General features: G+C 60.3%; 25 protein-coding genes. 17 read left to right on the forward strand and 8 right to left on the reverse strand.

Annotation, left to right across the window (positions count from 1 at the left end; all coding sequences use genetic code 11):
- The first annotated feature begins 45 nt into the window (after positions 1-45).
- Positions 46-1,431, forward strand: a complete 1,386-nt coding sequence (locus GRI43_RS11515) for a nicotinate phosphoribosyltransferase (protein ID WP_160731245.1) — start codon at positions 46-48, stop codon at positions 1,429-1,431.
- Positions 1,432-1,638: 207 nt separating this feature from the next.
- Positions 1,639-3,504, forward strand: coding sequence for a DEAD/DEAH box helicase (locus GRI43_RS11520; protein WP_160731246.1), 1,866 nt, complete (start codon positions 1,639-1,641; stop codon positions 3,502-3,504).
- A gap of 3 nt (positions 3,505-3,507) precedes the next feature.
- On the opposite strand, the gene panC is transcribed toward GRI43_RS11520, so the two are convergent.
- Positions 3,508-4,368, reverse strand: coding sequence for a pantoate--beta-alanine ligase (gene panC / locus GRI43_RS11525; RefSeq protein ID WP_160731247.1), 861 nt, complete (start codon positions 4,366-4,368; stop codon positions 3,508-3,510).
- Positions 4,369-4,453: 85 nt separating this feature from the next.
- Here panC and GRI43_RS11530 point away from each other — a divergent pair, with 85 nt between their 5' ends.
- From GRI43_RS11530 to GRI43_RS11550, 5 genes are all read left to right on the forward strand, one after another.
- A complete protein-coding gene (locus GRI43_RS11530) occupies positions 4,454-5,254 on the forward strand; it encodes a division plane positioning ATPase MipZ (RefSeq protein ID WP_160731248.1) in 801 nt (266 codons plus the stop codon).
- A gap of 81 nt (positions 5,255-5,335) precedes the next feature.
- Complete coding sequence (locus GRI43_RS11535) at positions 5,336-5,566, forward strand: J domain-containing protein (RefSeq protein ID WP_338090041.1); 231 nt, start codon at positions 5,336-5,338, stop codon at positions 5,564-5,566.
- Positions 5,566-6,969 carry a phosphoglucomutase/phosphomannomutase PgmG gene (gene pgmG / locus GRI43_RS11540; RefSeq protein ID WP_160731250.1) on the forward strand — a complete coding sequence of 468 codons (1,404 nt, stop codon included), beginning with the start codon at positions 5,566-5,568 and terminating at the stop codon, positions 6,967-6,969. Before GRI43_RS11535 ends, pgmG begins: the two co-directional genes overlap by 1 nt.
- Positions 6,970-7,000: 31 nt before the next feature.
- Positions 7,001-7,825, forward strand: a complete 825-nt coding sequence (locus tag GRI43_RS11545; RefSeq protein ID WP_160731251.1) for a DUF2059 domain-containing protein — start codon at positions 7,001-7,003, stop codon at positions 7,823-7,825.
- 111 nt (positions 7,826-7,936) lie between these two features.
- Positions 7,937-10,387 carry a ligase-associated DNA damage response DEXH box helicase gene (locus GRI43_RS11550; RefSeq protein WP_160731715.1) on the forward strand — a complete coding sequence of 817 codons (2,451 nt, stop codon included), beginning with the start codon at positions 7,937-7,939 and terminating at the stop codon, positions 10,385-10,387.
- Positions 10,388-10,390: 3 nt separating this feature from the next.
- Here the strand turns inward: GRI43_RS11550 and GRI43_RS11555 are convergent, their stop codons facing one another.
- The 5 genes from GRI43_RS11555 to GRI43_RS11575 all read right to left on the reverse strand — a co-directional run bounded on the left by GRI43_RS11555 (position 10,391) and on the right by GRI43_RS11575 (position 13,692).
- On the reverse strand, positions 10,391-10,819 hold the full coding sequence (locus GRI43_RS11555) for an ExbD/TolR family protein (RefSeq protein ID WP_160731252.1): 429 nt from the start codon (positions 10,817-10,819) through the stop codon (positions 10,391-10,393).
- Between the two features lie 248 nt (positions 10,820-11,067).
- The gene (locus GRI43_RS11560) at positions 11,068-11,511 is read right to left on the reverse strand and encodes an ExbD/TolR family protein (RefSeq protein WP_160731253.1); all 444 of its coding nucleotides are present in this window, start codon (positions 11,509-11,511) and stop codon (positions 11,068-11,070) included.
- Positions 11,512-11,549: 38 nt separating this feature from the next.
- Positions 11,550-12,083 carry an ExbD/TolR family protein gene (locus GRI43_RS11565; protein WP_202391708.1) on the reverse strand — a complete coding sequence of 178 codons (534 nt, stop codon included), beginning with the start codon at positions 12,081-12,083 and terminating at the stop codon, positions 11,550-11,552.
- A gap of 78 nt (positions 12,084-12,161) precedes the next feature.
- A complete protein-coding gene (locus GRI43_RS11570; protein WP_160731254.1) occupies positions 12,162-12,947 on the reverse strand; it encodes a MotA/TolQ/ExbB proton channel family protein in 786 nt (261 codons plus the stop codon).
- Between the two features lie 79 nt (positions 12,948-13,026).
- On the reverse strand, positions 13,027-13,692 hold the full coding sequence (locus GRI43_RS11575; RefSeq protein ID WP_160731255.1) for an energy transducer TonB: 666 nt from the start codon (positions 13,690-13,692) through the stop codon (positions 13,027-13,029).
- Between the two features lie 347 nt (positions 13,693-14,039).
- On the opposite strand from GRI43_RS11575, the gene GRI43_RS11580 reads away from it, so the two are divergent.
- The 3 genes from GRI43_RS11580 to GRI43_RS11590 are packed head-to-tail and all read left to right on the forward strand — an operon-like array spanning position 14,040 to position 16,703.
- The gene (locus tag GRI43_RS11580; RefSeq protein WP_160731256.1) at positions 14,040-14,873 is read left to right on the forward strand and encodes a hypothetical protein; all 834 of its coding nucleotides are present in this window, start codon (positions 14,040-14,042) and stop codon (positions 14,871-14,873) included.
- 58 nt (positions 14,874-14,931) lie between these two features.
- On the forward strand, positions 14,932-15,375 hold the full coding sequence (locus GRI43_RS11585; RefSeq protein ID WP_160731257.1) for an acyl-CoA thioesterase: 444 nt from the start codon (positions 14,932-14,934) through the stop codon (positions 15,373-15,375).
- Positions 15,376-15,377: 2 nt separating this feature from the next.
- On the forward strand, positions 15,378-16,703 hold the full coding sequence (locus tag GRI43_RS11590; RefSeq protein WP_160731258.1) for a homoserine dehydrogenase: 1,326 nt from the start codon (positions 15,378-15,380) through the stop codon (positions 16,701-16,703).
- 50 nt (positions 16,704-16,753) lie between these two features.
- Here the strand turns inward: GRI43_RS11590 and GRI43_RS11595 are convergent, their stop codons facing one another.
- Positions 16,754-17,314, reverse strand: coding sequence for a hypothetical protein (locus GRI43_RS11595; RefSeq protein ID WP_160731259.1), 561 nt, complete (start codon positions 17,312-17,314; stop codon positions 16,754-16,756).
- Positions 17,315-17,438: 124 nt separating this feature from the next.
- Here GRI43_RS11595 and glpX point away from each other — a divergent pair, with 124 nt between their 5' ends.
- Both glpX and GRI43_RS11605 read left to right on the forward strand, forming a co-directional pair.
- On the forward strand, positions 17,439-18,422 hold the full coding sequence (gene glpX, locus GRI43_RS11600; protein WP_160731260.1) for a class II fructose-bisphosphatase: 984 nt from the start codon (positions 17,439-17,441) through the stop codon (positions 18,420-18,422).
- A gap of 147 nt (positions 18,423-18,569) precedes the next feature.
- Entirely contained in the window at positions 18,570-19,505 is a 936-nt protein-coding gene (locus GRI43_RS11605) for a ribose-phosphate pyrophosphokinase (protein WP_160731261.1), read from the forward strand.
- On the opposite strand, the gene GRI43_RS11610 is transcribed toward GRI43_RS11605, so the two are convergent.
- The gene (locus GRI43_RS11610) at positions 19,486-20,493 is read right to left on the reverse strand and encodes a helix-turn-helix domain-containing protein (RefSeq protein WP_235903740.1); all 1,008 of its coding nucleotides are present in this window, start codon (positions 20,491-20,493) and stop codon (positions 19,486-19,488) included. The genes GRI43_RS11605 and GRI43_RS11610 overlap by 20 nt on opposite strands.
- A gap of 187 nt (positions 20,494-20,680) precedes the next feature.
- Between GRI43_RS11610 and GRI43_RS11615 the strand changes: the two genes are divergently transcribed.
- The 5 genes from GRI43_RS11615 (at position 20,681) to GRI43_RS11635 (ending at position 24,135) form a co-directional block, all read left to right on the forward strand.
- On the forward strand, positions 20,681-21,466 hold the full coding sequence (locus tag GRI43_RS11615; RefSeq protein ID WP_160731262.1) for an inositol monophosphatase family protein: 786 nt from the start codon (positions 20,681-20,683) through the stop codon (positions 21,464-21,466).
- Positions 21,467-21,513: 47 nt separating this feature from the next.
- Positions 21,514-22,287, forward strand: a complete 774-nt coding sequence (locus GRI43_RS11620; protein WP_160731263.1) for an SDR family NAD(P)-dependent oxidoreductase — start codon at positions 21,514-21,516, stop codon at positions 22,285-22,287.
- 159 nt (positions 22,288-22,446) lie between these two features.
- Entirely contained in the window at positions 22,447-22,650 is a 204-nt protein-coding gene (gene rpmI / locus GRI43_RS11625; RefSeq protein ID WP_160731264.1) for a 50S ribosomal protein L35, read from the forward strand.
- Positions 22,651-22,680: 30 nt separating this feature from the next.
- A complete protein-coding gene (rplT, locus tag GRI43_RS11630) occupies positions 22,681-23,040 on the forward strand; it encodes a 50S ribosomal protein L20 (RefSeq protein WP_160604960.1) in 360 nt (119 codons plus the stop codon).
- Positions 23,041-23,250: 210 nt separating this feature from the next.
- A complete protein-coding gene (locus tag GRI43_RS11635; RefSeq protein ID WP_160731265.1) occupies positions 23,251-24,135 on the forward strand; it encodes an AraC family transcriptional regulator in 885 nt (294 codons plus the stop codon).
- Positions 24,136-24,148: the final 13 nt, after the last annotated feature.

Here is a 24,148-nt window from a genome sequence, read left to right on the forward strand (position 1 = left end):
GCGGGGGAGCCCTGCATACAAGACACTATGTGAGGAGTTCACATCATGACCAATATCATCCTGGCTACCGACAGCTATAAACAGAGCCACTTTCTGCAATACCCGCCTCAAGCGCGTATGATCAGTGCCTATGGCGAAAGCCGGCACAACGATTTCTCCGATGAAATCCTGTTCCTTGGGCTCCAGCCCTTCCTGATCGATTATCTCGGCACCCCGATTTCGCAGGCGGATATCGATGAAGCCGCGCTGATTTGCGGCGCCCACGGCGTTCCCTTCAATCGGGACGGCTGGCTGGCGATCCTGACCGATCACGGCGGATATCTGCCGCTGGAAATCAGCGCCTTGCCCGAGGGGACGATCGTGCCCAGCGGCGTGCCGATGTATCAGGTGCGCAACACCGATCCGCGCATGCCGTGGCTGACCACCTTCATCGAAACCGCCTTGCTGCGGGCGGTATGGTATCCCACAACCGTTGCCACGCTGAGCTGGAAATGCCGCCAGATCATCGCCGCCGGCCTTGCGCAAACCTCCGACGATGCAGCCGGCCAGTTACCCTTCAAGCTGCACGATTTTGGCGCCCGCGGGGTCAGTTCCGGAGAAAGCGCGGCGCTGGGCGGCATGGCTCATCTGGTGAATTTCAGCGGCACCGACACGCTTGAAGGGATCATGGCCGCGCGCCGTTACTACGGTGCGGACATGCCGGGCTTTTCCATCCCTGCGGCGGAACACAGCACCATGACCAGTTGGGGCAAGGCAGGCGAAGAAGCGGCCTATGCCAATATGCTCGACGCATTCGACGGGGAGGGTGCATTGGTTGCCGTGGTGTCCGATAGCTGGGATCTCGACAACGCGGTCGAGAACATCTGGGGCGGTTCGCTGAAAGAGAAAGTCCTGGCCCGCAAGGGCACACTGGTGGTGCGTCCCGACAGCGGCGATCCGGTTGAAACACCCGCGCGCACTCTGGCGAAATTGTGGGAGATTTTCGGCGGCACGGTGAATTCTAAAGGTTTCCGTGTGCTGGATGACAAAGTTCGCGTGATCCAGGGCGACGGAATGAACATCAACAGTATCGGCAAGCTGATCGACCGCCTGATTGAGGATGGCTTCGCGATCGACAATATCGCGTTCGGCATGGGCGGCGGCCTGCTGCAATCGGTCAACCGCGATACATTGCGGTTCGCCATGAAGGCAAACGCGATGCAGGATGATGCTGGCCGATGGCACGATGTGTCCAAGAAACCGGCGACTGATCCGAGCAAGGCCAGCAAGGCGGGCCGGCAAGCGGTTGTGCTGGAACAGGGCAGGATGGTCGCGAAGCGGCTGGATGCGGTGGGTGATGACGCAAACTTGCTGATGCCCGTTTGGAAAGACGGTGAACTGCTGGTCCGGCACGACTTCGCCGACATTCGCGAACGTGCGGCAAACGCCTGATTTGGCGCAATATCTGGGGCAGCCAGCCGGGATTTGACCCGGCCAGAGCTGCCCCTCTTCGCACCTGCACAAAAAAGAACAAGCCAAAGCGCCTCTTTTCGTGTATGCGGACGGCATAGATCGTGCGTGCACGAGATTTTCCCCCTGCCAACCCGGCAGGCATCAGACCCACCTGCCACATGGCAGGTCTCAGAAATTGCGAGACACATGAATTTTTCCGAACTGCCGCCAGTCCTTGGCGAAGCATTGACCGAACGCGGCTATGAACAACCCACCTCCGTCCAGTCGGCGGTAATCGAAGCGGAAGCCATTGGCCGTGATCTGGTCGTTTCCGCCCAGACCGGCTCCGGCAAGACTGTCGCCTTCGGCCTCGCCATGGCCGAGCAACTGCTGGGCGAAGATGGTAAGGTGCCATACGGCATCGCCCCGCTAGCGCTGATCATCGCGCCTACCCGCGAACTGGCACTGCAGGTCAGCCGCGAATTGATCTGGCTGTATGGCAAGGCGGGTGCGCGCATTGCCACCTGTGTCGGCGGCATGGATGCATCGAAAGAACGCCGCAGCCTTCGCGGCGGCGCGCAAATCGTGGTCGGCACTCCCGGCCGCCTCCGCGACCATCTGGAACGCGGCGCGCTGGACCTTTCCGCGCTGAAAGTCGCAGTGCTCGATGAAGCGGACGAAATGCTAGACATGGGCTTCCGCGAAGATCTTGAGGAAATTCTCGATGCGACGCCAGAAGGCCGCCGCACGTTGCTGTTTTCTGCCACCATGCCCAAGCCGATCGTGGCCTTGGCGAAGCGGTATCAGGATAACGCCCTTCGCATTTCGACCGTTGGTGACGATCGCGGGCACGGCGATATCTCCTATCAGGCAGTCACCATCTCTCCCTCGGAAATCGAAAATGCGGTGGTCAATCTGCTGCGTTTCCATGAGGCCGAGACCGCCATCCTGTTTTGCGCCACGCGCGATGCAGTGCGCCGGCTGCATGCAACCCTGCAGGAACGCGGGTTCGCAGTGGTCGCACTGTCGGGCGAACACTCGCAGTCGGAACGCAACCAGGCCATGCAGGCGCTTCGCGATCGCCGCGCCCGTGTGTGCGTCGCGACCGACGTCGCCGCACGCGGGATCGACCTTCCGTCGCTGAGCCTTGTGATCCATGTGGAGGTGCCGCGCGATGCAGAGACATTGCAGCACCGTTCCGGCCGCACCGGCCGCGCCGGCAAGAAGGGTACCGCGGTTATTCTGGTACCGTTTCCGCGCCGCCGCCGGGTCGAATCCATGCTCCGCGGGGCGAAGATCCAGGCGCAGTGGGTCGATGCCCCATCGCCCAAGGATATTCGCCAGCAAGACCGCGAGCGTTTGCTCGAAACGCTTCTGGCACCGGTCGAGATCGAAGACGAGGACCGCAGCCTTGCCCAGCGGCTGATCGCTGAAAAATCTCCTGAAGACATCGCTGCGATGCTGGTTCAGGCGCACCGATCCAAAATGCCGCAGCCCGAAGAGCTGATGGAAAACACGCCTGAGGCGCGCAAGGCTGCGCAGCAGGACCGCCACCGTCCCGGTTTCGAAGACGTGGCATGGTTCCGCATGGATATTGGCCGCCGCCACAATGCCGATCCGCGCTGGATACTGCCGCTGATCTGCCGCCGCGGTCACGTAACCCGCACCGAAATCGGTGCGATCCGGATTGGCGGCGACGAGACCTTTTTCCAGATACCCACTGCCATCGCAGCGAAGGTTGAGGATGCGATCCAGCGCACAGCTGCATCGGAGGATCAGGATCGTCCGGTATTCATCGAACGCAGCGCCGATGGCCCGCGGATGCAAGCCCGTGAAAATCGCAAGCCGGGCCGCAAGCCATTCGGCAAGAAACCGCATGGCAACAAGCCCTACGCCGCGAAATCCGGCCAGGACAAATCCGGCAGTGGCGGCAATGTTCGCCCTGGGAAATGGGACCGCAACAAAGAAGGCGGCCCCGCAGGTGAAGGCCGCAAGCCGCTAAAACAGCGCGGACCGCGGGTTGAAAAAGGCAAATTCAAGCACCGCAAGGGTGCACCGAAATCCGCTGACTGAGGGCTAGGGCTTCCCAACCGCCATATTGTCGATGAGCCTGGTCCCGCCGATTCGCGCGGCGACCAGCAAGCGCCCGGGCCGATCGCCCAACTCGGACAAGACTTCTAGGCTCGCTGCATCGGCAAGGTCGGCATAATCGACCGAGCTGAACCCTGCGCCCAGCAGCGCATCTTCCAGCGCGGCTAGCGTGCGGCCGACATGTTGTCCGTCTTCGATGCGGGCGATGGCTTCGCGCATTTCACGCGGCAGGCTTGCCGCGGCAGACCGATCGTGCTCGCTCAGATACCGGTTGCGGCTGCTCATCGCGAGCCCGTCTGCCTCGCGAACCGTCGGAATGCCGATGATATCGCGGGCATAGGGACGTGTCAGATCGAGATCGCGCGCCATTGTGCGAATCACCGCCAGTTGCTGCCAATCCTTTTCACCGAAACAGGCGATATCGGGCAGCACCTGATGGAACAGCTTGCACACAACCGTGGCAACGCCGTCGAAATGACCGGGCCGGTCGGCACCGCAAAAGCCGCTGCTCACGCCGCTAACGGAAATACTGCTGGCGAAGCCGTCGGGATACATTTCGCCGACAGAGGGTGCCCAAAGCAGCGCTGTCCCTTCCTGCTCCAGCATCTCCGCGTCTTCCTGCAGCTGGCGGGGATAGGCGTCGAGGTCTTCATTCGGACCGAACTGGGTCGGATTGACGAAAATGGAGGCGGCAACGTGATCGGCGCGGCTCGCAGCTTCGCGCACCAGCGTCAGATGCCCTTCATGCAGCGCGCCCATCGTCGGCACCAGCGCCACGGTTCCGCCCTTCGCGCGCAATTGCGCCACGGCTTTTCTCAACATTTCCAGCTGGGTGATAGTTTGCACGGTTGCGGGGCCTCCGGTAGAAGTAAGCTTGCTGGTCCTAGCCGCGTAGGCAGGGCCAAAACAACCACAATACAGGATTTGCCCCTTGTCCCACAGCGCCCCCCACCGGATCACATTTGCGAATGAGAAGGGCGGAACCGGCAAGTCCACGACTGCGGTGCATGTCGCGGTGGCGCTTGCCTATCAGGGTGCGCGGGTGGCGGCGATCGACCTCGATCCGCGCCAGCGCACGATGGACCGCTATTTCGAAAACCGGGCCGAGACCGCAAAGCGCCGCGAAATCGATCTGCCAACCGCGCGGTGTCAGGTGTTCCGCGGCGAAACGGTCGGCGATTTCGATGATCTGGCGGCAGAAATGAGCGAAGGCGCGGATTTCCTGATCGTCGACACACCCGGCCGCGATGATGAATTCGCCCGCCACGCCGCGACAGAGGCGGATACGCTGGTGACGCCGATGAATGACAGCTTCGTCGATTTCGATCTGATCGGGCAAGTTGATGCGGAAACCTTCAAGGTTCGCCGCCTGTCATTCTACGCCGAACTGATCTGGGAAACCCGCAAGGCCCGCGCGCTGCAACAGCGCAAGGAAATCGACTGGGTCGTGGTGCGCAACCGAAGCGGCCACACCGAGGCGCGTAATATGCAGCGCATTGAAAAGGCTCTGAACGAACTGTCGAAGCGCGCAGGTTTCCGCGTGGTCAAAGGCCTTTCGGAACGCGTGATCTACCGCGAGCTGTTCCCCTCGGGCTTTACCTTGCTCGACAAGGGGCATCTGGGCGAACTGGGCACCAGCCACCTTGTCGCACGGCAGGAAATGCGCGCCTTGCTGGCCGGTTTGCACCTCCCTGAAATCGCCAAACCGCAAGCGCAGCTGGAACTGGCCTAACCGATGTGGAAGCTGCTGTTCTTCACCTTTCTTGCAAGCGCTGCTTGCAAGCTGCTGTTCGGGAAATGGCCGTGGCAGTTCATGCAGACGAAGAGCACGCGCAGCCAGGCGCTGTTCCGCGCAAGAAAGCTTCTGGGTGTTCGTGAAAACGCAACACGCGAAGAGGTAATGCAGGCGCACAAGCAATTGCTGGCCTTGGTTCATCCGGACCGCGGCGGCACCAATGAACAGGTGCATGAAGCGAACGCTGCGCGTGATATACTGATAAATGAATTGCCCTATCCAACGGCAAAAGACACCAGAGGCCCCTGATGACCCATGCATTCGACCCCACCGTCCTTCGCGAATACGATATCCGCGGAATTATCGGAGAGACATTGGGGCCGGATGATGCGCGTGCGATCGGGCGCGGTTTCGCGACACTGCTAAAGCGGGCAGGCGGTTCGAGAGTGGCGGTTGGTTACGACGGACGCACCAGTTCGCCGATGCTGGAACATGCGCTGGTCGAAGGGCTCAATGCGAGCGGCTGCGACGTGGTCCGGGTGGGCATGGGGCCAACGCCGATGCTGTATTATGCAGAGGCGTCAGCCGAAGATGTAGATGGCGGCATTCAGATAACTGGCAGCCACAATCCCGCCAATTACAATGGCTTCAAAATGGTATTTCAGGGGCGCCCGTTTTTCGGGGAAGACATCCAGACCATCGGCCGAATGGCTGCTGCCGGCGAGTGGGATGACGGGGTCGGCACCAGCGAAACCCGCGAAATCATGGACGAGTATGTCGACCGTCTCCTCGCGCCGCTGGATGGGCTTGATCCGGCCGATCTCTCCGCCATGCGGGTCGGCTGGGACAATGGTAACGGTGCAGCCGGCCCCGTCCTCGAGGCCTTGCTTGATCGGCTGCCGGGCACGCATTTCGCGCTTTACACTGACGTCGACGGTACGTTTCCCAATCATCATCCTGATCCCACTGTTGAGGCCAATCTGGAGGACCTGCGCTCGCTCGTCGCCGAGAAGAAACTCGACTTCGGAGTTGCATTCGACGGGGATGGCGACCGGATCGGCGCGATCGACGGCGAAGGCCGGGTTATATGGGGGGATCAGTTGTTGATGATATACGCTGAAGACCTCCTCGTCAGACTACCTAACTCCACGATTATCGCCGATGTAAAGGCGAGCCGCGCATTGTTCGACCATGTGGCAAAACACGGCGGAAAGCCGGTGATGTGGAAGACCGGACACAGCCTGATTAAGTCCAAAATGAAGGAAACTGGTTCGCCATTGGCTGGCGAAATGAGTGGTCACGTGTTTTTTGCGGACGAATATTACGGTTTCGACGATGCGCTTTATGCCGGCGTGCGCCTGATCCTCGCCTCTGTCCGGCTGGGTAAATCCGTGACCCAGCTCCGCGGCGATATGCCCGCGATGATCAACACGCCTGAAATGCGTTTCCAGGTCGATGAAAGTCGCAAGTTCGCGGCGATCGACGAAGTGAAGGCGCGGTTGGCGGACAGCCCCGCGCAAGTTGACGGGACCGACGGGGTCCGGGTCACCACCGATGACGGCTGGTGGCTGCTGCGCGCTTCGAACACCCAGGATGTGCTGGTCGCGCGGGCCGAAAGCGATAGCGAAGAAGGGCTTGCCCGCCTGATGGCGCAAATCGACGAACAGCTGCGTCTGTCGGGCCTTGAACGCGGCGAGAGTGTAGGGCACTGACAATACGAAGAATTATGCGAAAGGCCCGAAAATGCTGAAGAATTCCCTGTTTGCTCTCGCACTGGCTGGCGCTGCTATTGGTTCACCGCTCGCCGCGCAGGAACAAACCACCACCGATGCACGGATGATGGAGGCTATGGGCGAAATGTTCGGCAAGGCCCAGCCGCTGACCGCCGAGCAGGAAGCTCGGCTGCCAGAGGCGCAGCTTGTGGTTGCCAGCATCTTTCCTGAAGGCACCTATGCCAAGATGATGGGCGATACGATGGAGCCTATGATGGGCAGCATCATGGATGCCATGGTCCAGATGCCAACCGGAGAGCTGGCGGAGCTGACAGGGCTGCCGGTCAGTGAGCTGGAGAACATGGGCGAAACCGCGATCAACGATGCGATGGCGATAATGGATCCTGCCTATCAGGAGCGGACCAGGCGGATTGCGGAAACTTCGGTGAAGATGATGACCGATGTCATGACCGAGATCGAACCAGGCTATCGCGACGGTTTGGCCCGTGCATATGCCGTGCGTTTCAGTGTGGCCGAGCTCAAAGAACTGAACGCGTTTTTCACCACCCCGACCGGCAGCCACTACGCAGCTGAATCGATGCTGATCTATGCCGATCCGCAAGTGATGTCGGCCATGAACGAGGTCATGCCTGCGGTAATGGAGATGATGCCTCAGATGATCGAGGCCATCGGCGAAGTAACCGCTGAACTCGCTGCTCCGCGCCAGTATTCGGAGCTGACGGAGGAAGAAAAGGCGGCACTGTCGGGCATTCTTGGTATGGATCAGGACAAACTCGCTGCCGCAGAACCCGAGATCGAGGAAACGGCCGGCAATGCGGAAGAAGGCGGCTATTGATCTGCTGATCGCAGGCGGGGCATTGCACCCCGCCGGTGTTCTGACCGCCGGGGTTTCCTGCCTTCGCAGCTTAGCGCGGACTTCATGCAAGATATGCGGGCGGGGCCGATCATGAAAGCTGCGGCGATCCCGCCAGAGATCGAGGCATGGTTTTCCGGGCGCGACTGGCGCATCCGCAGCCACCAGAAAGGCATGTACGCGGCTGCCCATGCGGGACGCCACACCATGCTGGTGGCCGATACCGGCGCGGGCAAGACGCTGGCCGGCTTCCTCCCCACGCTGGCGGATTTCTGCCCCAGCAAGTTTGGCGATGATGGACCGCCTGAAGGGCTCCACACGCTCTATGTTTCTCCGCTGAAGGCGCTCGCGCATGACGTGCAGCGCAATCTGGTCACTCCGGTGGAGGAGATGGGACTGCCGCTGAAGATCGAAACGCGCAGCGGTGACACCCCGTCCGACCGGAAGCGGCGGCAGCGGAGCAAACCGCCCAACATCCTGCTGACGACACCGGAATCGCTTTCGCTGCTGCTTTCCTATCCCGACAGTTTCGAAATGTTTCGCGGAATGAAACGGATCATCATCGACGAGGTTCATGCATTTGCGACGGGCAAGCGAGGCGACTTGCTTGCGCTGGCGCTGTCGCGTTTGCAGGCCATTGCCCCTCAGCTCCAGCGTGCTGCCCTGTCGGCCACAGTTGCCAATCCCGAATCGTACCGGGAATGGCTCGCGCCGTGGGGAGATCTGGACCAGGTCGAACTGATAATTGGCGAACCGGGGGCGGAACCAGTGGTTGAAATCCTGCTGCCTGTGGAAGAACGGGTGCCGTGGGGCGGCCACGCGGCGACATGGGCAATTCCGCAACTTTACGGACAGATAAAGGCCAACAAGACCACACTGATCTTCACCAACACGCGTTTTCTGGCGGAATTCATATTCCAGAACTTGTGGGACGTGAACGAAGATCGGCTGCCGATCGGGATTCATCACGGTTCGCTTAGCCGCGAGGCCAGGCGCAAGGTCGAAGGGGCCATGGCTCGCGGCGAATTGCGTGCGCTAGTGGCGACCGCCAGTCTCGATCTGGGGGTCGATTGGGGCGACATTGACTGCGTGGTGCAGATGGGCGCGCCAAAGGGTTCATCGCGCCTCTTGCAGCGTGTCGGGCGCGCGAACCACCGGCTTGACCAGCCCAGCCGCGCGCTGCTTGTGCCTGGCAACCGGTTTGAGTTCCTTGAGGCAACAGCGGCAAAGGACGCAGTGGAAGAAGGCCAGCGTGATGGTGAGGACTTCCGGCGCGGCGGTCTGGATGTGCTGGCCCAGCATGTAATGGCATGCGCGTGTGCGGGGCCATTTGGTGAAGACGAATTGCTGGCGGAAGTGCGATCATCGCTCGCCTATGCGTGGATCGATGCTGAAATCTGGGGCCGGGTTTTACGATTTGTAGAGACTGGCGGTTATGCGCTGCGAGCCTATGACAAATTCAAGCGTATCACGCGTGACCGCGGGGGCACCTGGCGGCTGACTCACCCTGAACATGCCGCCCGGCACCGGCTGAATGCTGGCATTATCATTGATGGTGAGATGTTGACGGTGCGGTTCAAGAACGGCCGTTCGCTGGGCAAGGTCGAGGAACGCTTTGCTGCGGCGCTCTCGCCCGGAGACACTTTTGCCTTCGCCGGGACCAGCCTTGAGGTTGAGGGCGTAAAGGACATGGACGTGATCGTGCGTGCTTCGTCAAAGGCGGCGATGATTCCCTCCTATGGCGGCGCGCGGATGCCGCTGACCACGCATCTGGCAGACAGGGTTCGGGCAATGCTGGATGACCGCGCCGGATGGGCGCGGTTCCCAGACGATGTCCGAGAATGGCTGGAGGTGCAGGATTGGCGCAGCGAGATGCCCGCACCGGGGCAATTGCTGGTCGAAAGCTTCCCCCATGCGAAGCGGTACTATTCGGTCTATTATACGTTCGAAGGGTGGAACGCGAACCAGTCGCTGGGAATGCTGATAACGCGCCGGATGGAAGACCGCGGGCTGCAGCCCGGCGGGTTTGTCGCGAACGATTATTCGTTGGCGGTTTGGGGTCTGAAACCGGTGGAAGATCCCGCCCCGCTGCTTTCGCCTGATATTCTGACCGAAGAATTTGTCGACTGGGTGCAGGATTCGCATCTCCTGCGGCGCGCCTTTCGCGAGGTGGCGGTTATCTCGGGGCTGGTCGAACGGCAGCATCCCGGGAAGCGGAAGACCGGCAAACAGGTCACCTTCTCGACCGATCTCATCTATGACGTGCTGCGCAAGCACGAGCCCGATCATGTTCTGCTGGAAGCGGCCTGGGCTGACGCGCGGGAACGAATGACAGACGTCGGCCGCCTGGCGGACCTGCTTGAAAGTTCTGCCGAGAGGCTGCGCCATGTCACTCTTGACCGGGTCAGCCCGCTCGCGGTGCCGGTCATGGTGATGATCGGGCGGGAAAGCGTCCCGCAAGGCCAGATCGACGACGAGTTGCTGCTCGAGGCGGAAAGCCTGGCCGATGCGGCGATGCGGGTGGAGCCTGCGCTTGATGGCTGAGAGCTACTCAGCGCGGGCGAAAGTCTTGTGTTCGTGAAGCCGGTCAAAAGCGAACTTCTTTGAACCGGAATCCTTGATTACGAGAATGGTTTTCGCTGACGCATTGTAGGATGCTGCCGGGTCGGGAGAGAACCGCAGCACAGGTTCTGTTGGCAAGGCCAATGCGCGGGCAATCGACGATTCGAGAGTAGGCTTGTCGACAGGTTCTCCATTCCAGAGCATCTGGTCGCCAGCGGTCAGCCCGACGACATTGATAACCGGGTCGGGTTCCAGGCCGCCATCACCATTGGGTAATTCGACCTCGGTCACATTTGTCATGATCGGGATGGTCATGATCAGCAGGACGAGAAGAACCAGCAGCACGTCAATAAACGGCGTGATGTTGAGGTCCTTCATCGGGCCCTCGTGGGATGGAGCGGTAGTGAATGGCATAACCTTCCTCCTTTATGAATGTGATAACATAACATAAAGCTGCGGCAAGACAAGAGTGGTGAATGGAGAGATGAAGGAGATGCTCCGGAGTGTTCCCTTGCGCGCGTGCGGAAGCGGGTCGGGGGCTGCACATTGCAGCGCGCAAGACAGATTCAGCGAATCACGGCGCTGCTGTTCACAGGATTGCGGGCAAAGAAAAAGGGGCGGATTGCTCCGCCCCTTTTCAAAGGGTCATCTGTAAGAGCCGATTACTCGGCTTGCGTACCGAAGGACCGGTATTTTTCGTTCCCGACGAAACCGAACTTGGTAACGCCCGAAATCTTGATGATGTTCAGAACGCGGGCCGACAGATCATAGCTGGCCGACGCTTCCGGTTCGAACTGAAGCTCCGGCTCCGGATCGATATCCTTGGTGATTTCGAGGTTCCGGACAAGCTCACCCTGGTCGATAGGCGTTCCGTTCCACAGGATCTCGTTCGCCTGAGTAAGAACAATCTTGTTCTTGATCGGGTCGATCTGATCAGGTGGCGGCGGCTCGTTATTAGGCGCCGGGAGATCGATATCAACCGAGTGTGTTGCCACTGGGATGGTGATGATGAACATGATGAGAAGAACGAGCATGACGTCGATAAGCGGCGTCGTGTTCATTTCCATCATCGGCTCGCCATCGTCCTTGCCGCCTGACATTGCCATAGTGGGTTACTCCTGAATTCTCGTTCGATCCGCGCCGATCAACCGTTAGGGTCGACCGGGTTGGAGATGAAGCCGACAGTCGGATAGCCGGCTGCCTGGACGTTGTAGATCGTTCCGGCAACACAGCGCCACGGTGCGTTTACGTCACCGCGTATGTGAACCTGCGGGATCAGTTCCGGGTTCTGCATGATTGCATCCGGTCCGCCTGCGGCCTGAACGATTTTGTCCAGACGTTCGAACGCTTGGTCATAAAGCTCTTGCGAGTCGACCGGGGCTACGTTGTTGAAGTAGATCCGGCATTCGCCGTCGCGTGTTGCGCCTTCGAAGCCTGGCTCGCCCGCGCTGCGGCCTGCCGCGTCGGAAGTGCTGACGGTCAGGAGCAGGTTCTCGACCTTATCCTTCGACTCGATCGATTCCATAATTGGAATTTCGAGCTTGTCGATCGTCTGGATGGCGACCGGAACCGCGATAAGGAAGATGATCAGAAGCACCAGCATCACGTCCACAAGGGGAGTGGTGTTGATGTCTGACATCGGCCGCTCTTGGCCTCCGCCGCCCGCTGAAATAGCCATTGCTAATTCCTATCCTGAATTGGTTTAACTTCGGGTGGAAAGGGGCGGGATGGCACTGCCACCCGCCCCGTTACCCGTTCAGGCTTTCGGCTTTGCAGCTGGTGCTGCGGCTGCCTTCGGAGCCGGCTTGGCTGCGCCGCGTGCTGCTGCTGCGGTTGCAACTGCAGGCTTAACGGTGCCCTTGGAGTTGATGTTTGCAAGCAGATCGGTCGAGAAGCCGTTGAGCAGCTCGGCGATGCGCTTGTTGCGGCTCTGCAGCCAGTTGTAGGCAAGAACAGCCGGAACAGCCACGAGCAGACCAATCGCGGTCATGATCAGTGCTTCACCAACCGGGCCAGCGACCTTGTCGATCGATGCCGAACCGGCGAGGCCGATGTTGATCAGTGCGCGGTAGATACCGATAACCGTACCGAGCAGACCAACGAACGGTGCAGTCGCACCCGTGGTTGCGAGGAACGGCAGGCCGCCAGCAAGCTTCGCATTGATCGAAGCTTCCGAACGGGCCAGCGAACCGTGAAGCCAATCATGCGCTTCGAGGCTGTCAGTCATCTTGCTGTGGGTTTCTTCAGCAGCAAGACCATCGTCGACCAGCTGGCGCCATGCGCTGTTCTTGTCGAGCTTGTTGGCGCCTTCGCGGAGCGAGTTTGCACGCCAGAAGTTCGAACGAACTTCCTTGTACTGATTCATGATCTTGCGCTGCTCGAGCAGCTTGGTGATGAGAATGTAGAACGAACCGACGGACATGATAACAAGGACGCCAAAAATCGACCAGGCGATAACACCGCCCTGATTCATGGCTTCCCAGAAGCCGAACTGGTTCTTGATTTCTTCGCCACCGGCGTTTGCTAGAATTTGGGTAATCATTGCGAGTTTCCTCTCAGAAAGAAGCGTATCTAAAAAAACTTAGTCCCGGTTAGGCCGCCGCTTTCGGCGACCCTCCCGTTTATTCAGGTATCTGCCAGCGAACGGCGTTCGACCACGTTCCCGTCGTCTCCTGTCCGTTGCCATCGGTTGCCGGACGGAAACGACCACGGCGGGTAATCAGCTTACACGTCGTTTCGTCGAGGTCCGAATGCCCGCTAGAGCCCGTGATCTGACAGTTCGTCACACGGCCATCGGCGTTCACCGTAACCCGGAAGCGGGTAACACCTTCGCGTTCTTCGCGAAGTGCACGCGAAGGATAGTCACGAGGGCTTGCCCAGCTGCCAGGATTACCGCGCGGTGTCGGATCCTTCGGCTGGAAAGCCGGAGGCGGCGGCGGCGGCGGTGCTGGCGGAGCCGGTGGCGGCACCCGGACAGCAATCGGCGCTGGTGGCGGAATTGTTGGCTGAGTCCGCACAGGAGGCGGAGCCGGCGCAATGTTAATCGGCGGCGGCGGCGCTACGATAGGCGGCGGCGACGATTCGGGGATTTCCTCCGGTGGTGGTGGCTCCTCGGGTTCGGGTTCGGGCTCATCAATATCAACCGTGGTAACGCGCTCTACCGCTTTCTTGACTGCCTCATAGGCAAGTCCGGTCACGAGAACGTATCCGACAGCGATATGAATCAACGCCACGATGATAAGGGCGATAATGCGATTACCGCTCATCTCTTGGTCAGCGTAGGCCATTCAGTCGCATCACTCCATCGTCATTAACGCCGGACGAATCCGGCTACTCATCCCATTGGAAGGGCTGTCCGCCCTGCCAGAGTGTTATCCTGCTTGTCTACCCCCGCCGATCTGGCAGATCGAATTGGGACTTGGCCCTTTTCAACCCGGCAAAGAGGCGTGGGCCTGCATGAGACTGTTCTATTATATTTATCTCCGCACTCATCGCCCTTTAGCTGGCATAAAGGGGGCGCGCAAACGCTTTATCGGTTAACGCCCAATTCACAGCCATGCTAGGACACCGGCAAGTTACTGGTCTTTGTCGGTTAATGACGGAGCGAAATAAACCCTTGGGTAAATTGACAAACATGAAAACATCACTCGCAATCGTGGCTTTGGCACTCGGCACTGCGGCATTGGGCTCAGCAGCAACCGCGCAGACCGGCCCTGCCCAGATGCAGCTGACATATGCGGATCTTGCCGACCTGGCAGATGGCACGCCGCTGGTCCTGCGGGCAGAGATTCGCAAGCAGATTGCGCTGAAGCCGGAACGTGCCCCGGATGTCCCGCCCGGCATGGTCAGACTTTATATTGAAGCGCGGACAATTGCGCTGCTTTCAGGCAGCACGCCGGTGGGCGAATCCCTCAAATACCTGGTGGATGTTCCGCTTACAGCCAAGGGCAAGGTGCCCAAGCTGAAGAAACAGGAAGTCATCCTGTTTGCGAGGCCGGTTGCCGGCCGTCCCGGTGAAATTCAGCTGGCTGCTCCGTCGTCACAGCTGGCCTGGTCACCGGAGACGGAGCAGAGGCTAAGGGGTGTGCTGACCGAATTGCTCGCGGCAGATGCGCCGCCTGCGATTTCCGGCATCCGCGACGCATTGTCGATTGCCGGCAATCTGGCTGGCGAATCGGAAACGCAGATTTTCGTTTCGACCAAGGCGGACGGTCCGGTATCGCTGACAGTCATTCGCAGGCCGGGGCAACGCCCGATGTGGGGCGTTTCGTGGAGCGAAATCGTTGATCAGGCCGCCCGCCCGCCGCAAGCAGAGACGCTGGCATGGTACAGGCTGGCGTGTTTCCTGCCTGACGCACTGCCCAGATCAGTCATCCTGTCGCAGGACCGCGTGTCACAGCAGCGTGCAGCCGAAGATTACGGTTACATCCGCAATCAGCTTGGCCCTTGTCCGCGCAACCGCAGCTAGCGGCCAGCTTAGAAATACTGGTTCCTATGCGGCAGTCATGGCGGCTACAGAGCCGCTCATGTCACAGCCATTCCGCCACGTCTTCCGTGTCCGTTACGCCGAACTTGATCCTCAAGGGGTCGTTTTCAATGCGCGTTATCTTGAATATGCCGACCTGATCGTCACCGAATACTGGGATGCGCGGGAATTGCGTCTGAGCGGCGAGGGCGCGCTGGAATTTCACGTGGCCAAGGCAGAAGTGAATTTCCGCAAACCGATCCGCGCAAACGAGTTCATCGAAGGACGCGCCTGGACCACCCGGATCGGATCGAGCAGCATGACCACTCGGATCGAATTGCACGGGCATGATGAAGTACGCGGGGACGGCGCGCCTGCAGATGATCTGCGCGCAGAGATCGAACTGGTGAACGTCCATGTCGATCTGGAAACCGGCAAATCCATGCCGATCCCGCAAAGTGCAAGAGACGCCTTGCTTGCCGAAGACACCGAACAAAGGACTTGAGATTGCCAGACACAACATCTTCCGCGCCGCTCAGGATTGCATTGGCCGGCCTTGGCACCGTTGGCGCCGGGGTTATCCGCCTGCTGGATGCGAACGCTGACTTGGTAACCGCGCGTGCCGGGCGCCCGCTGGAAGTCGTGGCAGTCAGCGCGCGCGACCGGAACCGAGATCGCGGTGTCGATCTGTCTGGCTTCGCCTGGGAAGGCGACATGACACAGATGGCATCGCGCGGCGATGTCGATGTGGTTGTTGAATTGGTCGGCGGGGCGGACGGTCCGGCGCTGACGCTGGCGCGCGATACCATCGCTGCGGGCAAGGGCCTGGTCACCGCCAACAAGGCGATGATCGCGCATCACGGACTGGCACTGGCCGAATCGGCCGAAGCGCAAGGCACCGCCCTTAAATTCGAGGCGGCGGTTGCAGGCGGCATCCCGATTGTGAAGGGTCTTCGCGAAGGCGCAGCGGCCAATTCGATCGAGCATATTTACGGCATCCTCAACGGCACCGCGAACTATATCCTGTCGACCATGGAAAGCTCCGGCGCGGATTTCGCCACCACGCTGAAGGATGCACAGGAACTGGGCTATGCGGAAGCTGACCCGACTTTCGACATCGAAGGGATCGACGCGGCCCACAAGCTGGCCATTCTCGCCGCGATCAGTTTTGGCGCGCGGGTCGATTTCGAAGCCGTCGCTTGCGAGGGGATTTCGCGGGTCCGTGCCGCCGATATCGCACAGGCCGATGCGCTGGGCTACGTTATCCGCCTGATCGGAATGGCCGATATTTCAACGGACAGTTCCGGTGCGCCGGTTCTGTTGCAGCAGGTCAAACCGTGCCTGGTCCCCAAGGGGCATCCGCTGGCTCATGTCACAGGCCCCACCAATGCCGTCGTGGCAGAGGGCAATTATTCGGGCCGCTTGCTGTTTCAGGGTGCCGGCGCCGGTGAAGGGCCGACGGCAAGTGCGGTTGTTGCAGACCTGATCGATATTGCGCGCGGCGAGGCCGGGGCGCCGTTTTCCGTGCCGGCAGCGGCATTGCAGGCGATGGCCCCCGCTGAATCGGGCGCACGGATCGGTCAGACCTATCTGCGCTTTACCGTGTCCGACCGGCCGGGTGTCCTGGCAGAGATTACCGCTGCGATGCGCGACGCCGATGTGTCGATAGAAAGCCTGATACAACAGGGCCGCGCCAATGATGGCGGGGAAGTTCTGGTGGCGATGGTGACGCATGATGGCCCGGAAAGCTGTGTCACCTACGCGCTGCAATTGCTGGCCGATTCGGACAGTCTCACTGCGCCGCCGCTGGTCATGAAAATCCTAGAAGATTAGGTTGCGGGCCGAAGCCTGGGCCGAAGCCTGGGCCGAAGCCTGGGCCGGAGTCAGGGTTGGCGTTCCGTCTCGTTAAGGGCCGGGCCTTCTTCGCTTGCGGGCTCACGCGCCGTTTCGCCCGGCAATTCATTGGGCAGGCGAGACTGGGCCCCGGTGTCGTTTCCGCGCGGGGCCAACCCGTTTGCAATCCTGTCCGCATCCGACCCTTTGGGTGTTTCAGGCAATTTGGAAAAATCGATCAGATAGGCTGGCGGCGGGACCGAACCGAAACTGATGCAAGCCCCCTTTTCCGGGTTTTTTTTGCATGATTCGGCGAAATCGGGTGCACGGGGCAGCCCGTCATCCAGTGCCTCATCCGATTCCGGGTCCAGTTCGCTGGTGGATTTGACCCGGAACTGAGACTGTTCCTGCTGCTCCGCGCAAACCACGATCTCATCCCCGTTACCCTGATCGCATTTCGGCTCCGGAGGGGGCGGGCCGTAAGCTGACTGCGCATTTGCGAACACGTCTTCGGCGGTGGATGCCGTGCGCCCCTGTGCGGCGGCCGGCTGAGTGGATACTGACCAGCCGATGGCGAGCAGGGCCATCACTGCCAGATACAATGCCTTCATACATTGCGGGCCAGCAATTGCGGACCCAAGCCTTCTCGACAATGCAACACTCCCTGTCTAAGCGGCCAAGCAACAATTGCCGAGATGCTGGATGCCACAGCAGCCCAGAGGGACTGAATTCACCATGAACACCAAGAAGCTTGCCGCCAGCCAGGTCCTCGACCGGGTTCTCGTCCTTGAAATGGTCCGCGTGACGGAGGCTGCGGCAATCGCTGCGTCCAAGCTGATCGGTCGCGGCGACGAGAAGGCGGCAGACCACGCCGCAGTCGAAGCAATGCGCAAGGCGTTCGACGAGCTGTACATGGATGGAACAGTGGTGATCGGTGAGGGCGAGCGCGACGAAGCGCCCATGCTCTACATCGGCGAAAAAGTTGGCGGTGCACCGGGCAGAGGCCCCAAGATCGATATCGCCCTCGACCCGCTGGAAGGCACCACTATTACTGCAAAGGCTGGTCCCAACGCTCTCGCGGTGCTCGCCGCTGCCGAAGAAGGCTGCCTGCTCAACGCGCCCGATACGTATATGGACAAGATCGCGGTTGGTCCGGGCTATCCTGACGACGTCATCAGCCTCGAAAAAACTGTCACTGAAAATGTCCAGGCTGTTGCAGCAGCCAAGGGTGTGGAACCGAACGAGATCATCGTCTGTGTCCTCGACCGTCCGCGTCACGCCGATATTATCGCGGAACTGCGCGGCCTCGGCTGCGGCGTGGTGCTGATCGGTGACGGTGACGTTGCCGGCGTGATCGCGACGACCGATCCGGAAACCACCATCGACATGTATATGGGGCAGGGCGGCGCGCCAGAGGGCGTGCTTGCTGCCGCTGCGCTTCGCTGTGTCGGCGGCCAGTTCAATGGCCGGCTGGTGTTCCGCAACGATGACGAACGCGCCCGTGCCCGCAAATGGGGCATCGAGGAACTCGACCGCATCTATAAGCTGGAAGACCTCGCCAAGGGTGACTGCATCTTTGCTGCAACCGGCGTCACCGACGGTTCGCTGCTCGATGGTGTCAAACGCCTGCGCGGCGGGAAGATGACCACTGAAAGCGTTGTCATGCGCGCCAGCAGCGGCACCGTCCGCTGGATCAGGGGCGAACACCGAAGCTCTTAAGCCTGTCGGGGCGCACACGCTCCGCAGATTACCTTCACGTGCCGGGGCACAGGATTGGGAAAAGCTGGGTGCTGCTCTGTTGCAATGCAGGGCCGCTCGGCTAAGCCTCCGCCAGCACGAATCGTTGCGCTTTCGGGGATACATCGCATGAAAATCATGGCCGCCAATTCGAACCTGCCGCTTGCGCGGGCCATTGCAGCCTATCTCGAAATTCCACTGACCGACGCCAGCGTGCGCCGCTTTGCGGATGAAGAAATTTTCATCGAGATCCACGAGAACGTGCGCGGCGAAGACGTTTTCATCGTTCAGTCGACCAGCTTTCCGGCGAATGACAATCTGATGGAATTGCTGATCGGAATCGACGCGCTGCGCCGTGCCTCGGCCCGCAGGATCACCGCCGTGGTCCCCTATTTCGGATATGCGCGTCAGGACAGAAAGCCCGGACCGCGCACGCCGATTTCGGCAAAGCTGGTGGCCAATCTGATCACCGAAGCCGGGGCGGACCGTGTCCTCTCGGTCGATCTTCACGCCGGACAGATACAGGGCTTCTTCGATATCCCGACCGACAATCTGTATGCCGCGCCGGTCATGGCAGCGGATATCCAGGCGCGTTACGGCGACCAGTCACTGATGGTTGTTTCGCCCGATGTGGGCGGCGTGGTTCGTGCCCGCGCATTGGCAAAACGCCTCGACAATGCCCCGCTTGCCATCGTCGACAAACGCCGCGACCGTCCGGGCGAATCTGAAGTCATGAACATCATCGGCGATGTTCAGGGGCGGCACTGCATCCTGATCGATGACATTGTCGATTCGGGCGGCACGCTGTGCAACGCAGCGCAGGCGCTGCTGGATCAGGGCGCGAGCAGCGTCGCGGCCTATATCACGCATGGTGTGCTTTCTGGCGGGGCGGTGGCCCGGGTCAACGATTCGGCGCTGACCGAACTGGTCATTTCAGACACCATCATGGCGTCCGATGCTGCGAAGGATTCGGACCGTATCCGGATACTCACCATTGCGCCGCTGATCGGCGAAGCCGTTCGCCGGATTGCCGATGAAAGCTCGGTCAGCTCGCTGTTTGACTGACCACTGGCACGAACGGTTCGCGCATCCACGGGCGTATCGAATCGGGCTCCAGCCGGTGCAGAACTTCCAGCCGGCGGGCCTGCCTGATTTCAAGGCTGAGCGTGAGCAGGCCCTGCCGCTCTGACACGAACTGCTTGGGCGTCATGCTGAAGAAGGTCGTGAATTCCCGTATCTGGTGCGATTGATCGAAGAAGCGGAGATAGATCTCCTCTTCTTCCTCGTCTGCCACACCGCACAGGCGCGCCGCGAGGTCGAGCGTTCTTGCCCGGCGCATCACCTGCTTCGGCGTCATCCCGAAATCACGTTTGATGATCCGCTGCAAGGTTCGCGGAGTAACCCCGTTATCCTCAGCGAAATCGTTAATCGACTGGTTGGGGTCGGCAAACGCCGCAGCTTCGAATTTTTGTGAAACTCTTTCCGGCGGCTGGATGCCGTGGCGCGCGATGTAATGCCGCAGCCAGTCTTCCATCGCGATCAGCCAGTCGAGCGGGTCCTTGTCGGCGTCGTAGAGGCCGGTGAGTTCCGCATCGGGTACGCCAATGAATTCGGTCGGTTTGATCCGGTCGATCAGCGGGCCGTCGTCCTTGCCCCATATCGCCCGGAACGCACCGGGGCGGAACATCATTCCGGCGACCTTGATCCCGCCTACATATTCGAGCGGCATCGCTTTCGAATGCTGGCCGCAAACAAAGGTTTCGTCGCGAATGCGCAGCTCACCATCTGCCGTTCCCACGGTCCAGTCGACGCCGATCGCGGTGCGGATATAGCTGGCATCATTGCACAACAGACCGTTGACCACATAATCGTCGGGTGCCTGCGCCACGGCGACCATGACCCGGCCAAGCCATGGTTCAAGATCGGCAGCGGGAGGGCGGTTGAACGAAAGCGGCACGCCGTCTCTGGTCGCGCCGGTCCGCGGCTGCAGCCGGGCAGAATCGCTCCCGCCCTGTTTGCCGTTTTCAACCTCGTGGGAATTCCCAGCGCCCATTATCCGACTGTCTGACCTCAGCTCTTATTATTCTGGACCCGAAACGTGCCCGGTTTTTTATGAGCGGCAACCGGGGCGGACAATTGTCTTCCGGCGCCAAGCCCTGTGCCAAGACCCTTATGCAAAACCGCAGCTTACGCAAGGCCTATGCCTTGACCAAATCGCGCTCTGCCACGATGTGCAGTGCATGATCAATTCCAGAGATATCGCCTTCGCCAACCGCTTGGCGGATGCCGCCGGTTCGGTAATCGGGCCGCTTTTCCGATCGAGCTTTTCCGACGAGCGCAAAGCCGACCGCAGCCCTGTTACAGAAGCCGACAAAGCGGCCGAGGCAGAGATGCGCCGCTTGATCGAATCGGAATATCCCGATGACGGCATTATCGGCGAGGAATACGGCACCAGCCGCGAATCGGCCGGGCGGCAGTGGGTCCTCGATCCGATCGACGGGACGATCAGTTTCATGGCGGGGCGTCCGATCTTCGGCACATTGATCGCACTGATGCAGGATGGCTGGCCGATGCTGGGTGTGATCGACCAGCCGATAGCGGGCGAACGCTGGGTTGGTCAGATCGGCGGCGGAACCACCTTCAACGGCAAACCCGTTCAAACCTCCGGCTGCCGCGAACTGACCGAAGCGAAGCTGGCAACCAGCAGTCCGCACTACTTCGATGCGGGACAGGCGGATGCCTATATGAAAGTGGCCCAGGCAGTCGGCGGAAACAAACGTCAGGGCATGATCGTCTATGGCGGCGACTGCTACAATTACGGACTGCTGGCATCGGGTCACCTCGATATCGTGTGCGAGGCTGGCCTGGAGATTTATGATTATGCCGCGCTTGTTCCGGTGGTGGAGGGTGCGGGCGGCACCATGTCCGACTGGCAAGGCAATCCGCTCGACGCGAACAGTGACGGCCATGTGCTTGCACTGGGCGATCCGGCGCGGCTCGAGGATGTCCTCGAAGCGATGGGCTGATTGGCAAAGATCAAGGCACCGATCCGCGTGCGGATCGTTTTCGCGCCATGAGCACGACAAACAACACTATCGTCATAACCGGCGGCGGCGCCGGCATCGGCCGGGGTACGGCGGTGCATTTTCTGGACCTAGGCTGGCGGGTGTGCACCCTCGACAAGGATGATGACGCTCTGGCTGAACTGCGCGATCAATTTGCGGGCGATGAACTGCTGGCGATCGAATGCGATGTCGGGCACGAGCACGCCGTTGCGGCGGCATTCGGGCAGATCTCGGAATGGCTTGGACAGTCGCCGCTGACTGTTCTGGTCAACAATGCCGCCATAGCTGATCCTTACTGCGGCCCGATGGAAGAGCTCACGCTGGAGAAGTGGCAGGGCTGGATCGACGCTAGCCTGACATCAACCTTCCTGTGCAGCCGGGCGGCAATTCCCCTGCTGCGCCGCGGCAAGCAGGGCAGCATCATCAACATGTCATCCACCCGCGCAGTGCAATCGGAGCCGGATACATTCGCCTATGCTGCATCCAAGGGCGGGGTCAGCGCGCTGACCCATTCGATGGCGGTATCGCTGGGGCCGGATATTCGCGTGAACGCGGTGCTGCCCGGCTGGATAGAGACGGGTCCGTGGCAGAAAAAGGCGGATCGCAGCTTCCCCGATCACCGCGAAATTGACAAGGAACAGCATCCTGTCGGGCGTGTCGGCGAAGTGTCCGATATTGCGCGCACTGTCGAATGGCTTGTTGGCGAGGGAGCAGGCTTTGTCACCGGGCAGCAGATCGTGGTCGATGGCGGGATGACGCGGAAGATGATTTACGCCGGTTGATGCGCCCGTCCAGCGCCTGCGAATCCCCTTGCATTCGCGCGTGGTTCGTCTAAATGCGCCCCCTTCACCGACACGTGATTCATCTGCCGGTCTGGCCGTTAGGGCTGCCAGGGCTGGTTGGACGTGTCTCTGACCCGACATCCTTTCAGGAGACAAGAAATGCCCAAGCTGAAGACCAAAAGTGGTGTGAAGAAACGCTTCAAGATCACCGCAACTGGCAAAGTGAAGCACGGCGTCGCTGGTAAGCGCCACCGTCTTACGCACCACAACGCCAAGTACATCCGTACCAACCGCGGCACGTCCGTACTGTCTGACGACAACGTCAAGACAATCAAGAAATGGGCCCCTTACGGCCTCGATTGAGCCGGTTCGGAATTTAGGAGTACTTGAAAAATGCCACGCATTAAACGCGGCGTCACCACGCGCCAAAAGCATAAGCGGTTACTGGACCAGGCCAAGGGCTATCGCGGTCGCCGCAAGAACACCATCCGCGTCGCGCGCCAGGCTGTCGAAAAGGCAGGCCAGTACGCGTATCGCGACCGTAAGGTTAAGAAGCGCAATTTCCGCGCTCTGTGGATCCAGCGTATCAACGCTGCCGTCCGCGCAGAAGGCCTGACCTATTCGCAGTTCATGCACGGCGTTAAGCTCGCCGGTATCGAACTGGACCGCAAGGTAATGGCCGATCTCGCGATGAACGAAGGCGCTGCCTTCAAGAGCGTGATCGAACAGGCGAAGAAAGCCCTTCCGGCTTAAGCACTTCGCCGGTTTCAAAACCGGATCATGAAAGGGCGCGGACGGCATGACCTTCCGCGCCCTTTTCTATGTCTGACATAGATTCGCTGCCATGATCCAGACCCTCAGGCTCGGCGGCCCCAAGGCTGATTAACGCGGCACCCTTTCCTTTCCGGGCCGCATGCGTATGAATACCGCTTGTAGAAATACGACAAGTCGGGGAACGCCAAAATGTCCGGACAATGCCGGATCGCGGTGAGCTTTCATGAGCCGCCTCCAGATCTCGAACGATATTTTACGACCTTCTATCATGTCGACATCGATCCCGGCCCGTCGGAAACCGTCAGCGATTCGCTGCATCCCGAATGGGCGAACTTTCGGGTTTTCTCCGGTGCACGGCCTCACAACGAAATCGCCGGGAATGTGCTCGACGATTGCGACGTGACCGTAACCGGGCCCAGCCGTAGCCCGCTGAACTTTACCATGGGCGCGACCAGTATCTGGGGCATCGGCCTGATGCCGCTGGGCTGGTCCACATTTGTGGGCAGGCCGGCAGACGATTTTGCCAATACGATCAACGATGCGCGCATCTCGCCGGCTTTCACCCAGTTTGCAGAGCTCGCAGATGGCTTGCAGTCGCGTGAGGGTGCAGAGCACAGCCAACTGGACTGGATCACGCATTTTTTCCGCGAGGCCGCGCCGCGGTTTGGCAAGGAAGACCCGAGGATCACGGCCATCCATACCAAGCTGGTCGAACCAGAGCTGCCGCATGTTTCCGATCTCGCCGACCAGTGCGGATTGAATCAGCGGACCCTTGAGCGGCTGTGCCGCAAGCATTTCGGGTTCTCGCCCAAGCTCCTGCTGCGCCGGCAGCGCTTCATGCGCAGCCTCGCGCAGTTCATGCTCGATCCGACGCTCGGCTGGATCGGCGCGATAGACTCGCTCTATTTTGACCAGTCCCACTTCGTGCGCGACTGCAAGGAATTCCTCGGCATGACGCCCACCGAATATGCGGAAATGGATCACCCGGTAATGGGCGCATTTCTGAAGGAAAGGATGCGTGCCTACGGCTCGGCAGTGCCGACTTTGGACCCGCCCGAACGCGCACCTGACTGAAACGAAATTCGGC

The organism is Pontixanthobacter luteolus (assembly GCF_009828095.1).
In the GTDB taxonomy this organism is placed as follows: domain Bacteria; phylum Pseudomonadota; class Alphaproteobacteria; order Sphingomonadales; family Sphingomonadaceae; genus Pontixanthobacter; species Pontixanthobacter luteolus.

Bases quoted from the DNA above. Each gene is read 5' to 3' on its own strand.
- GRI43_RS11515 (WP_160731245.1), top strand. From the start codon at position 46: ATGACCAATATCATCCTGGCTACCGACAGCTATAAACAGAGCCACTTT.
- GRI43_RS11520 (WP_160731246.1), top strand. From the start codon at position 1,639: ATGAATTTTTCCGAACTGCCGCCAGTCCTTGGCGAAGCATTGACCGAA.
- GRI43_RS11535 (WP_338090041.1), top strand. From the start codon at position 5,336: ATGCAGACGAAGAGCACGCGCAGCCAGGCGCTGTTCCGCGCAAGAAAG.
- pgmG (WP_160731250.1), top strand. From the start codon at position 5,566: ATGACCCATGCATTCGACCCCACCGTCCTTCGCGAATACGATATCCGC.
- GRI43_RS11545 (WP_160731251.1), top strand. From the start codon at position 7,001: ATGCTGAAGAATTCCCTGTTTGCTCTCGCACTGGCTGGCGCTGCTATT.
- GRI43_RS11550 (WP_160731715.1), top strand. From the start codon at position 7,937: ATGAAAGCTGCGGCGATCCCGCCAGAGATCGAGGCATGGTTTTCCGGG.
- GRI43_RS11555 (WP_160731252.1), bottom strand. From the start codon at position 10,819: ATGCCATTCACTACCGCTCCATCCCACGAGGGCCCGATGAAGGACCTC.
- GRI43_RS11560 (WP_160731253.1), bottom strand. From the start codon at position 11,511: ATGGCAATGTCAGGCGGCAAGGACGATGGCGAGCCGATGATGGAAATG.
- GRI43_RS11565 (WP_202391708.1), bottom strand. From the start codon at position 12,083: ATGGCTATTTCAGCGGGCGGCGGAGGCCAAGAGCGGCCGATGTCAGAC.
- GRI43_RS11570 (WP_160731254.1), bottom strand. From the start codon at position 12,947: ATGATTACCCAAATTCTAGCAAACGCCGGTGGCGAAGAAATCAAGAAC.
- GRI43_RS11575 (WP_160731255.1), bottom strand. From the start codon at position 13,692: ATGGCCTACGCTGACCAAGAGATGAGCGGTAATCGCATTATCGCCCTT.
- GRI43_RS11580 (WP_160731256.1), top strand. From the start codon at position 14,040: ATGAAAACATCACTCGCAATCGTGGCTTTGGCACTCGGCACTGCGGCA.
- GRI43_RS11585 (WP_160731257.1), top strand. From the start codon at position 14,932: ATGTCACAGCCATTCCGCCACGTCTTCCGTGTCCGTTACGCCGAACTT.
- GRI43_RS11595 (WP_160731259.1), bottom strand. From the start codon at position 17,314: ATGAAGGCATTGTATCTGGCAGTGATGGCCCTGCTCGCCATCGGCTGG.
- glpX (WP_160731260.1), top strand. From the start codon at position 17,439: ATGAACACCAAGAAGCTTGCCGCCAGCCAGGTCCTCGACCGGGTTCTC.
- GRI43_RS11605 (WP_160731261.1), top strand. From the start codon at position 18,570: ATGAAAATCATGGCCGCCAATTCGAACCTGCCGCTTGCGCGGGCCATT.
- GRI43_RS11610 (WP_235903740.1), bottom strand. From the start codon at position 20,493: ATGGGCGCTGGGAATTCCCACGAGGTTGAAAACGGCAAACAGGGCGGG.
- GRI43_RS11615 (WP_160731262.1), top strand. From the start codon at position 20,681: ATGATCAATTCCAGAGATATCGCCTTCGCCAACCGCTTGGCGGATGCC.
- GRI43_RS11620 (WP_160731263.1), top strand. From the start codon at position 21,514: ATGAGCACGACAAACAACACTATCGTCATAACCGGCGGCGGCGCCGGC.
- rpmI (WP_160731264.1), top strand. From the start codon at position 22,447: ATGCCCAAGCTGAAGACCAAAAGTGGTGTGAAGAAACGCTTCAAGATC.
- rplT (WP_160604960.1), top strand. From the start codon at position 22,681: ATGCCACGCATTAAACGCGGCGTCACCACGCGCCAAAAGCATAAGCGG.
- GRI43_RS11635 (WP_160731265.1), top strand. From the start codon at position 23,251: ATGTCCGGACAATGCCGGATCGCGGTGAGCTTTCATGAGCCGCCTCCA.